The sequence below is a fragment of the Vagococcus elongatus genome (assembly GCF_003987645.1).
Lineage (GTDB): Bacteria > Bacillota > Bacilli > Lactobacillales > Vagococcaceae > Vagococcus_A > Vagococcus_A elongatus.
This window is the reverse complement of the sequence record NZ_NGKA01000037.1, coordinates 1-11,263: the sequence shown is the minus strand read 5'-3', so window position 1 is coordinate 11,263 and position 11,263 is coordinate 1. Positions and strand designations below refer to the sequence as shown.

General features: G+C 35.3%; 9 protein-coding genes and 2 pseudogenes. 9 read left to right on the top strand and 2 right to left on the bottom strand.

What is annotated here, in order from left to right; all coding sequences use genetic code 11:
* Window positions 1–462, bottom strand: a pseudogene (locus CBF29_RS14325) (transposase); the annotation flags it as partial.
* Between the two features lie 618 nt (window positions 463–1,080).
* Between CBF29_RS14325 and CBF29_RS13320 the strand changes: the two are divergent.
* The 9 genes and pseudogenes from CBF29_RS13320 to CBF29_RS13280 form a co-directional block, all read left to right on the top strand.
* Entirely contained in the window at window positions 1,081–2,682 is a 1,602-nt protein-coding gene (locus CBF29_RS13320) for an ABC transporter substrate-binding protein (RefSeq protein ID WP_126810196.1), read from the top strand.
* Window positions 2,683–2,769: 87 nt separating this feature from the next.
* The gene (locus tag CBF29_RS13315) at window positions 2,770–3,771 is read left to right on the top strand and encodes an ABC transporter permease (protein WP_126810195.1); all 1,002 of its coding nucleotides are present in this window, start codon (window positions 2,770–2,772) and stop codon (window positions 3,769–3,771) included.
* 49 nt (window positions 3,772–3,820) lie between these two features.
* The gene (locus CBF29_RS13310) at window positions 3,821–4,684 is read left to right on the top strand and encodes an ABC transporter permease (protein ID WP_211334310.1); all 864 of its coding nucleotides are present in this window, start codon (window positions 3,821–3,823) and stop codon (window positions 4,682–4,684) included.
* Window positions 4,685–4,695: 11 nt separating this feature from the next.
* Window positions 4,696–5,526: an ABC transporter ATP-binding protein gene (locus CBF29_RS13305; protein WP_126810194.1), complete on the top strand. Its 831-nt coding sequence runs from the start codon at window positions 4,696–4,698 to the stop codon at window positions 5,524–5,526.
* Between the two features lie 40 nt (window positions 5,527–5,566).
* A complete protein-coding gene (locus tag CBF29_RS13300; RefSeq protein WP_170170084.1) occupies window positions 5,567–6,364 on the top strand; it encodes an ABC transporter ATP-binding protein in 798 nt (265 codons plus the stop codon).
* Window positions 6,365–6,376: 12 nt separating this feature from the next.
* On the top strand, window positions 6,377–7,465 hold the full coding sequence (locus CBF29_RS13295; protein ID WP_126810192.1) for an S-methyl thiohydantoin desulfurase domain-containing protein: 1,089 nt from the start codon (window positions 6,377–6,379) through the stop codon (window positions 7,463–7,465).
* Between the two features lie 27 nt (window positions 7,466–7,492).
* On the top strand, window positions 7,493–8,173 hold the full coding sequence (locus tag CBF29_RS13290) for an AroM family protein (protein ID WP_126810191.1): 681 nt from the start codon (window positions 7,493–7,495) through the stop codon (window positions 8,171–8,173).
* A 4-nt stretch (window positions 8,174–8,177) separates the two neighbouring features.
* Complete coding sequence (locus CBF29_RS13285; protein ID WP_126810190.1) at window positions 8,178–9,116, top strand: DUF1177 domain-containing protein; 939 nt, start codon at window positions 8,178–8,180, stop codon at window positions 9,114–9,116.
* Between the two features lie 408 nt (window positions 9,117–9,524).
* A pseudogene (locus CBF29_RS13280) lies at window positions 9,525–10,090 on the top strand (transposase); the annotation flags it as partial.
* A 489-nt stretch (window positions 10,091–10,579) separates the two neighbouring features.
* On the opposite strand, the gene CBF29_RS14320 reads toward CBF29_RS13280, so the two are convergent.
* Window positions 10,580–10,711: a hypothetical protein gene (locus CBF29_RS14320; protein WP_425469907.1), complete on the bottom strand. Its 132-nt coding sequence runs from the start codon at window positions 10,709–10,711 to the stop codon at window positions 10,580–10,582.
* Between the last annotated feature and the right edge of the window lie 552 nt (window positions 10,712–11,263).

Genomic DNA, 11,263 nt, shown 5'->3' with positions numbered 1-11,263 from the left:
TTCATTTTAAGATGGTGATTTCTTACTGGTAAAAGACCACTATCGATGTAGTTATATAGAGTTTTAGTCGATACAATAGGCTTTTCCCAAGTCCCCAAGGACTTGATGAAACCAACAATGGCATCTGACGACCAACAAAGTCAATGATTTGTTTGCAAGCAAAATTGATAAAATCAGAGGCACTTACTAACTTAGATAGACAACCGCAACGTTTTCTACTTTTCCTACAGTTCGGTTGTCCTGTGTCAGCAAAAAAAGTTGCTTAACTTTTTTATTTTTTTTAATCTGAGTGGTCGTTCCGCGTTTCAACTCGTTATCGATAGTTTGATGATGTCGTCTTAACCGTCTACCAATTTCTCTATTAGAGACACCTTTAGTGTGCCAATATTCAATTAGTTGTCTTTCCTCAAAGGAAAGATGTTTATAGCTTGATGTTTGTATGTTATTCTTAGTTTGCACCATGATAAAAATTTCTTTCATTGTTGGGTGGATACTTCAATGATATATGAAATTTTTACCATGGTGTTTTTTATTTATTTTAGGGTGGCTAACTTGATTCTACAATTAGCCTACTGAAAAATACACAAAGCTTGTTTAAAGTATTTTGCGAAAAATTAGAAAACAATGAAAATTACGTTTACATAGTTAGGTTAAAATGATAGAATGATTAGAATGATTGGAATAGTTAAAATGATTGTTTTTAGTAATAATAAAAGTAAGAAGCCATAGTAATTCTAAAAAATGTTAAGAAAAAGGGAACATGGTTTCACTTTCAGTTCATCGGATATTATAAAATTGCTAAGAGATGAGTCTGTTATTTCGAGACTTAGATCAACAAATATTTATTTTTTCGATAGTTGTTCTACCAAAAAATCAGATAGTAAAGGATGGAAACATATGTTAGAAGTGTTATAGACGAATATCAACGGAGTTGTTCAACTAATGGTGGAACTTGAATTGTTAAAGGTATCATCAAGGGGGATTGACGATTTGTAAATGGAACTGTTTTTTTAGAGTTACAATGAGCAGGAATTCTAGAAATTTTCATGAATTGAACTTAAATCTTATGGGAGGAAGAACATGAAAAAAATAATTAAGTTGATGCTTGTTTGTGTCAGTACAAGTTTGTTATTGGTAGGTTGTGGGGGTGAGGACAAAAATTCAGATAAGGGAAGTTCAACCCCTGGATTAAATCGACCATTTGTCTATGTAGCACAACAGGTCGTTGGCTCTATTGATCCAGCGAAAGTTATTGATGAAACTGAGATAATCGCAGCAGTGAATTTATATGATCCTCTTTTTTATCCTGATGTAGAAAACGAAAAAATGGATCCTGTCGAACATTTGGCTAAATCATATGAAGTTTCTGAGGATGGACTTGTTTATACAATAAATCTTCGAGATGATGTAAAGTTCCATTCGAATAATCCCTTTACGGCTGATGATGTATTATTTACAATGGAACGTATGTTGTCGATTGGTCAAGGGAATTCTTGGTTGTGGAATAATGTTTTGACAATTGATAATGTTAAGAAGTTAGACGACTATACCGTTGAATTTAAATTAAATAATGCTTATGCCCCATTCATTTCATCGCTGACACAATTTTTTATTGTTGATAGTAAATTATTAAAAGAAAATGAAGAAAATGGCGATTTTGGACAAAAATACCTAGATAGTAAAGATGCTGGTTCAGGACCGTATATGCTTGCAAAATGGGATCGCGAAGCACAGTTGGATTATAAAGCCTTTGATGGTTATTGGGGTGGTTGGAAAGATAATCAGTTTAAAGATGTTCAAATGAAAATTATCACCGAAGAAGCAACAGTGAAGACACTGTTAATTTCTGGGCAAGCAGACATGGTTCATCAGTGGTTGAACTTTTCAAACTACAGTGAATTTGAAAAAAACGATAAATTAGTCGTTCAAAAAGATCCTAGTGCTAAACTGCAGCATATTCCAATGAACATGCAAAAAGCACCAACAGATGATATTAATGTCCGTAAGGCAATTGCACAAGCATTTGATTATAAAGCAGCGACAAAAGATATTTTATCTGATTCCGTTCAAGCAGTAGGTCCAGTACCAATAATTGTTACTGGGCACAATAATCAGGTTGAAGTCATAGATCAGGATGTGGAAAAAGCCAAAGAGTATCTAGCTGCCTCGAAATATTCTGGGGATTCTTTGAAAGTAGAATTCATGTTTTTAGGAGATAATCCCGAGTCTCGTCAATACGGGCAACTCTTGAAAGATAGTTTGTCCAAAATCGGAATAGACGTGAAACTTTTGCCTTCTACCTGGCCTCAAATGACTGAAGCGGCAACAACGGTTGAGAAGACACCTAACTTGATGCTTATTTCAGATACGTTAAAATATCCACATGTTGATAGTCACACATACGGTATTTATCATCCGTCTGCTCAAGGAAGTTTTCGTAGCACTAGTTGGTATAACAATGAGGAAACAACAGTTGTGTTGGATGAGGCACGTAAACAGACTGATGAAACGCAGCAACTTGAGCTGTACAAGAAAGCTCAGCAAATTATTTCGGAGGATATTCCTTCGATTTATGTTGCTAATCCTACACATAATATTGCTTATGCAGATTATGTTGATGGGTATATCTTTGTAGGTGTTATGGGGTATGACATTGCGTTTTATCACTTAAGTATGAAGTAATGGAAATGAAGACAGAAATGTTTGACTTGAACCGGGACATAAACATTTTCTGTCTTTCTTATATTTTTAAAGGAGGCAATGGGATACATGGGACGCTTTATTGGAAAAAGATTATTTGGGATTATTCCCACCTTGTTTGGGTTAATCCTATTGATTTTTTTATTGTCAAGAATCATGCCTGGAGATTCAGTTCGTCTGGCATTGGGACCAGAGGCTACACCAGAACAAATCGTTGCAATGGAAGAAAAATTAGGGCTGAACAATCCCATACCGATTCAGTTCATTAATTATATTAGAGGATTATTTACCGGTGATATGGGAATGTCTTTAAGAACAGGTCGAAATGTTCTATTAGATATAAAAGAAACATTTCCAGCAACTTTTGAATTATCATTAATATCTATGATTATCTCGGTAGCTGTAGGTGTTCCTTTGGGGATTTTGTCAGCAATTAAAAACAACAACTGGGCAGATCACCTAATCAGAATATTTTCACTCTCTGGTATTGCTTTACCTCGTTTTTGGTTAGCTATTTTATTACAGTTAGTTTTTTCATATTGGTTGGGTGTTTTTCCAGTGATTGGTCGTGGCACTATTGAAGTGGCGAACATCACCGGGTTAAGAATAATAGATAGCCTTATAACTGGTAATATAGCTGGACTCTCAGATAGTTTATTGCATATTTTGTTGCCTGCGTTATCATTGTCGATGGCGACCGCTGCGCAAATTATGAGAATGACACGTACGAATATGTTGGACCAAGTTAATAAAGACTATGTATTAGCCGCTGAGTCTTATGGATTACCAGAAAATTTGGTTTATAAAAGATATATGCTGAAAAATGCATTTATTTCTGTTTTAACCACAATTGGGATGCAATTTGGTTCTCTTATTGGGAATGCTTTTCTTGTTGAGACCGTTTTTGGATGGCCTGGCATGGCTCAATATGCTATTCAAGGAATTATGTATAAAGATTATAATGCTATCACAGGTGTGACATTGATTATTGGGTTTTTTTTCGTTATTATTAACGTGATTGTCGACCTGTTATACGGTTTATTTGACCCTAGGATTAAACTGGAAAGTTGATTTTTAGACAATTACATAAACGACATTAAAAAGGGAGGGCTTTGTCGCCATGGCTGAGACACTATTCAAAAAAAATATGTCTAAAAAAACTCGAAAACTTTTAAAAAATAAATTGACGATTCTAGGATTATTCATTGTGATTTTAGTAGTATTTTGTGCGATTTTTGCAAATATAATTGCACCTTATCCGAATGATGTGACTGGGACGGTAAACTTTTCTTCGATGAATTTAGCGCCGGGAAAGGAAAATATTTTTGGAACCGATGAAATAGGTCGTGATATTTTTAGTCGAGTTTTATTTGGAGCTAGATATTCATTAGTAATGGGGGTCATGGTCTTAATTATTGCAATAGCGATTGGTGTACCATTGGGGTTAATAGCAGGTTATTGGGGTGGGAAAATCAATGGAATTATTATGCGTTTAACAGACATCTTTCTAGCTATTCCATCAATCATTTTGGCAATGGCGGTTGCTGCAATTATGGAACCATCCTTAAGAAATTCTATGATTGCAATTTCGTTTGGTTGGTGGCCATGGTTTACGAGGTTGGTTCAAGCAGAGACTTTGAAATTGAAAAACGAACAATTTATTTTAGCATCCCAAGGAATTGGAGCAAGTAAATGGCGAATTGCATTTATTGAGATACTTCCCAATTGCCTATCGACAATTATTGTAAAAGCTTCCACTGATATAGGTTTTGTCATTTTGACAGGAGCAAGTTTGGGTTTTTTGGGATTAGGAGCTCAACCACCTGCTCCGGAGTGGGGTACGATGGTTGCAGAAGGACGGGTTTATTTACCAATGATGTGGTGGCAGACTACTTTTCCTGGACTAGCAATTCTAGTGACCGTCTTAGGCTTTAATCTTTTAGGAGACGGTCTGCGAGATTATTTTGATGTGAGGGTGGATTAGGAGGAAAGGTAATGGAACAAAATTTATTAGAAATTAAAGATTTATGCCTTAGCTTTAAAAATGATGAAACATTAGTTTCCACTCTTCATCATATCAATTTATCATTAAGAGAAGGTGAACTTGTCACAATTGTTGGTGAATCGGGTAGTGGTAAAACAATCACTGTTAGATCTATTTTAGGGTTGTTGAAAAGTCCACCAGCTATTTATACTAATGGCAAAGTTTTATATAAAGGGCAAGATTTATTAACATTTAGAAAAGAAGAGTGGCGCAAGATACGTGGTAAAGAAATTTCGATGATTTTCCAAGACCCTATGACTGCTTTAAATCCAGTTTTTACTGTTGGTGAACAAATGGAAAACGTCTATTTGTATCAGGGTTTTAAAAAGAGACCTTTGTTTTTCAAGAGACCTTCAAAAAAAGAAAAAAAAGAAGCCAAATATCGTTCATTAGAGTTATTAGAAAAGATGCGTTTGCCAGATCCAGAAGGACTATTAAATCGTTATCCTTTTGAATTAAGCGGAGGAATGTGCCAAAGGATAGTAATTGCTTTAGCTTTAATTCATACACCCAGATTATTGATTGCTGATGAACCAGGGACAGCTTTAGATGTGACTGTTCAGGCAAGTATCAATAAAGAGTTACAGCGTTTGGTCAAGGAAGAGGGGATTTCCATGCTTTATATCACTCATAATCTAGGGGTTGCCAAAGAAATGGGCGAAAGGACTTATGTTATGCAATACGGAAAGATAGTGGAAGAAGGAGCCACTGACGATGTATTTTTAAATCCTCAAGATCAATATACCAAAGATCTATTGAGTGCGTTACCTAAGCTGGTGTAAGGGGGAAAGTATGAATAAAACTGTTCTTGAAGTAAAAGAGTTGAGAAAAGATTATACTGTGAAATCTCATAAAAAAGGTAAAAAGAAAGTCATTCAAGCCGTTAATAATGTTTCTTTTTCGGTAATCAAAGGGGAAACTTTAGCTGTGGTAGGTGAATCAGGTAGTGGTAAAACAACTTTGGCAAAAATGATTATGTGTTTTGAAAAGATAACATCTGGCAGTATTTTATTTAATGGCGAAAATATTTCTTTATTAAAAGAAAAAAAAGCCATTAAAGATTTTAGAAAAAAAGTTCAAATGGTCCATCAAGATCCAACATCTTCTCTAAATCCAAGCAAGACAATTTTTCAAATTATTGAGGAACCTTTAAAAGTTCACAAATTCGGGGACAAGAATAAATGTCGTGAGAAAGTAGAAGAATTGATTCAATTAGTTGAATTGCCATTAGATTTTTTAGAAAGATATCCTCATACATTAAGTGGAGGACAAAAACAACGTGTAGGGATAGCGCGAGCTATTGCTTTAGATTCAGAGTTAATTATTTTGGATGAGCCAACTTCGGCATTAGATGTGTCCGTACAAGCCAAAATCATTGATTTATTGGAAAGGTTACAAAAAGAATTTTCACTTTCCTACTTATTTATTACTCACGACCTGGCTTTAGTCAAAAATTTTGCAGACAAAGTAATTGTTATGCAACTGGGAAATTTAGTTGAGCAGGGAAAAGTAGCTGATATTTTCAATGAACCTAAGAAGGGGTATACGCGTAAACTAATAAAATCAATCCCAGTTGTAGAGCAACGAGAACAAGAGTATTTGGACAGTATTGAGATATAAGGAGTTTTTAACATGACATTAATAATAAATAAAGATAACTTGAAAGCTATCGCCATAGGTGGTTTAATCCTTGGGGGAGGAGGAGGAGGTTCTCTAGAAGAGGGTATAAAGTTAGGAGAAGAAGCTTTATTTTATCAGAGCGAATTAAAGCTTGTAGATTTCACAGATCTTTCAGAACATGCTAATGTGTTAACTATTTCTGCAGTGGGAGCTCCCTCATCTACAGAACATTTTGTTACACCCAAAGACTTCGTGAGGATTGTGGATTTGTTCGAAAAACTCTCAGATGATTCTGTTGATGCTTTAATTACCAATGAAATGGGAGGAGGTTCTAGTTTCAATACATTTATTCCTTCCGCTTTGAAGCAGCTTCCTATATTGGATGCTGCTTGTAATGGAAGAGCTCATCCTTTAGGTACTATGGGAGCGATGGGGTTATCAGAAACAGAAGGATATCAAACTATACAAACGGCAGTTGGTGGCAATAAAGAATTTGGAAAGTATCTGGAATTAGTGGTTAGGGGTACTGTCAACACAACATCCAGTCTGGTTCGTCAGGCTGCAGTGGAAGCTGGGGGTCTCGTTGTAGTAGCAAGAAATATGGTAAAAAAAGATTTTATTGCTAAAAATGGTGCCCTAGGGACTTTGAAACAATCTTGTGAACTAGGAGCAGCATTTTTGGCAGAAGATAATCCTGAAGATAGAGTAAGGTCTGTTATAAACTATTTGGGAGGAGAAATAGTCTGTCAAGGCACCATTCAGAATCTTTCTTTAGAAATGTCTGGCGGCCTTGACAAGGGAGCATTTGAAATATGCCATGGTTTAGAATGCTTCAAGTTATTTATATGGAATGAGTACATGGCTCTTGATAGAGATGGGCGACGTCTAGGGACTTTTCCAGATTTACTCATGACTTTTGATGCAGTGACAGGGATGCCAATTACTTCAGCTGAGTTATCTGAAGGGCAAGAAGTCTTTGTAATCCAAGTGCCCTTTCAAAATCTTTTTCTTGGAGCAGGAATGCGCGAACAATCTGGGTATCAAAGAATTGAGGAAGCACTTGGTATTGAAATAGTTCCGTATGTTCATGAATTGTTTTGAATTTTAAAAATATTAGGAGAAGAAATCATGAAAAGAACTGTTTTTATTACGATTGGTGAGGCACCTAGATGGGATATACAGGATTCTTTTGATCTTTTTTTTGCGGATTGTCCTCAGGTGAAACAAGTGGGTGTTTTAAACAATTTTACCTACCAAGAAGCGATGACTCAGTTAAAGCCGCAAATTGATGATGAAATTGTTGTGAGCACTTTTTGTGATGGTAGGAGTCTGTCTATGTCTAAAAGTAAAGTTGAAAAGAAACTACAGGAATTGATTGACCGAGCAGAGAAAGAACTGGCTGAAGTCGTTGTAATTTTCTGTACAGCAGAGTTTTCTAATCTGGTTGTTTCATCTGCAGAATTAATTGAGCCTGAGTATATATTACTGCCCTACATCCAACAGAAATTTGGAAAAAAAAAATTAGGAGTAATCGTCCCTATTAAAGAGCAAGTAACTTTTTCAGAGAAGAAATGGCGAGAATATGTTTGTGATCCCGTTTTTTGTTGCGCATCACCATATCAATATGATGAAACTGATTTTTTAGAAGCAGGCTTATATTTTAAAAATTTAGAAGTTGAAGCGATTATTTTAGATTGTATGGGCTATACGAGGAGGATGAGTGCTTTTTTAAGAGAGGTGACTCAAAAACCAGTCTTTCAAAGTAATGAACTTTTATTCGAATTTGTTTATCAAAAAATAAAGGAGTAAAAATATGCTTAAACAAGTCATTGAAGCAATGGATTTTTTAGATAATCCAACAATAACTGGAAAAGATATTATCGCCCTTTTTGGTCAAACTTCTGGAGTTTCTGCAATCACTAAGAGGATTCAAGGAGATGAAGGGTACACTGATTTTATTAAAATCATTTTTTCAGGAACAACAGGAAAGCAAGCTGGAGGTATCACTCCGACACTGGGAATAATCGGGAGATTAGGGGGGATTGCTGCTTACCCGAGTCGCGTAGGACTAGTTTCGGATGCAGATGGTGCAATAGGTGCTATTACTGTGGCATTAAAAATTTTAGAAATGACTAAACGAGGTAATAATTTGCCTGGTGATGTAATCATTACCACGCATATTTGTCCCAATGCTCCTACAGAACATCACGAACCAGTCGATTTTATGGGCTCGCCTGTTGATATGGAAACGATGAATAAACATGAAGTTAGTTCTGAGATGGATGCAATTATTTCGATTGATGCGACAAAAGGGAATAATATAATTAATCATCGTGGGTTTGCAATCTCTCCCACAGTCAAGGAAGGTTATATTTTAAGAATAGCTGATGATTTGATGCGAATTATGACGATGACAACAGGGAAATTACCCGTAACTTTTCCTATAACTATGCAGGATATTACACCTTATGGCAATGATGTTTATCATATCAATAGCATTTTACAACCCGCAACAGCGACAATTGCTCCTGTCATAGGACTGGCTTTGACAGCAGAATCTGCCGTCCCAGGCTGTGGTACAGGTGCTAATCATGAAATTGATTTAGCAGAAGCAGCACGTTTTGTTTTAGAAGTTGCCAAAGAGTTTGGGAGTGGAAAATGTCATTTCTACGATAAAGATGAATTTTCTCATTTGGAAAATCTTTATGGAAAAATGACAGTACTTCAAACGATGGGGCGAGAAACTTATTAAATGGATTTTGTAGTATTTGTTTTTTGTCAAGTGGTTTTATGTCAAGATTCCGGGCAGGTTAAATTGAGTTTTTCTCTTGTTTAACTTGTCCTTACTAGTTGTCGCATACAATTTTCAAAATTAGTCAGGGATATATAGTTATTATGATTATGGATTTGTTTGGTATTATCGAATGTTTCGCTATACTCAAATATCAGTATGTAAGCCCGATTATATTCTCTGATGGTAGCGTAAAATTTTTTGTGTAAATAGAAATTTAGGGTGGTAAAAAGAAAGTCCATTTTGTAAAATTAAAGTTGCGACACAGAAATTTTATAGGAGGACTTTCTCATGCCCTATTTTACTACAGAAATTATGGAAACACTCATCAATAAAGACGAGTTAGACGAATAATTTCGTAAACATTTGGAGTCTGCTTTTGTTTGGAAAGAGATCCTTCAAGATTTAAAAGACTGTGTGTTAGAAGAGGTTTTATTAGCGGCAACCGGTGGTCTAAGTGGTATCAGCGATAGTGCTCATAGTGTTTATTCTAACGCTCAGTTTCAACAATGCTGTGTCCACGTCGTTAGAAACATTGCTCATAAAGTACGAGTAAGCGATAAAAAAGAAATATGTGATGACTTTAAACAAGTTTATCAAGCTGATTCAAAAGAAGAAGCAATCAATCAGATACATTCGATGAGTGAAAAATGGAAAAAGCAGTATTTAAGAGTGGTCAAACCACTCCTGAATCCTGCCTACTAACATTTCTCAATTTTCCTCCCTCGATTAGACGAACCATTTATTCTACTAATCTGATTGGAGGCTTTAATAGACAACTGAAAAAATATATAAATAGAAAAGAACAATTTCCTAATGAAAAATCTTTAGAAAGATTCTTGGTTTCTCAATTCAATAATTATAATCAAACATTTTTAGGCCGTGTCCACAAAGGCTTCAAAGATATTCAAGATACACTAGGGTCAATGATTTAGAGTACATAGGACAGAATGGACTGTTCTATGTACACATAATTATTGACGCTCCCTCTCTGATTTTAAAACGATTCAACTATTCTCTTTTAATTATAGAATGAAATGATTCTATACAAGTATTGTCACGTGGCGTTCTCTTAAGGGGATAGCTCAGTATCAGTTCAGTGGTTACCTCAAAAAGCTTTTAAAAGATAATAGCTAGTTTTAGCCACTGTTTAAAATCAAAGGCAAGGTGGGTTCATGCCTAGTTTTCACTTTGGTGACTGCGTCGTCGATGATACAAAATACCACTGATGATTGGGAGAGTGTCCAAGCAATCAACTTATAGAAATTCAAATCAATGATATTTATTAAGTATACAAACCCTTTACTCATCCAAATGTAAGTAATATCATTATTCCAGACGGGGTTAGGATTTTCTTGATTGAATTGGCTATCTAGCATGTTCTGAAGAATAATCTGGATTCACCATGGTATCAGTCCATAGTTTTATCCAACAGGCATATTGCCAAGTTCTTTCATATAGGTGCCAACTGTTCGTTTAGAAAAGAATTGTCCTTCGTTCTGAAGTTTTTCTGTTATTTTGGGGGTCCCATTGATTTGATGGGTGTCGTTGTAGATAGTAATGATTCTGTTTTAACATGCCTTTTTTTGCTTTTGGGTATCAGATGGCTGATGCTTTTTCTAAACACAGTAACTGGAGGTTGAAATGCCTAATGATTTTAGCACTTCAGAGAAAGGGACTTGGCATTTTTCGTTGAGCAGTCTTAGCCTTTTCTGAGCTAGCCTGGTATTGGTCTTCTGTCATTCTCCCAGAATGCTGATGGATTTTTTAACTAATAAGAAAACATAAAAATATAGAAAGAATGTTGAAATGACAATAATTTCTGGGTCTTCGTCAAATAGTGTTGATGGCCTAGACATTACTGAAAATGTAAACTGTTCGTCAAATGATATGGATAGCTAGAATTTAGTCGAATTTAAATGGCTCTTTCTCAAATTGGACTGATGAAGATTAAATCGAAAGATGTTGGTTAGGAAATAGAGGCTCTTTGTCAAATAGGACTGATGAATAAAAATTAGTTTGGAACTGAGTAGGAGTGTTTACTCTACTTAGTTCCTTTTTCTGTTATTTTATTTGTATTAAACCATTCATCATAAAAATTCTAATTC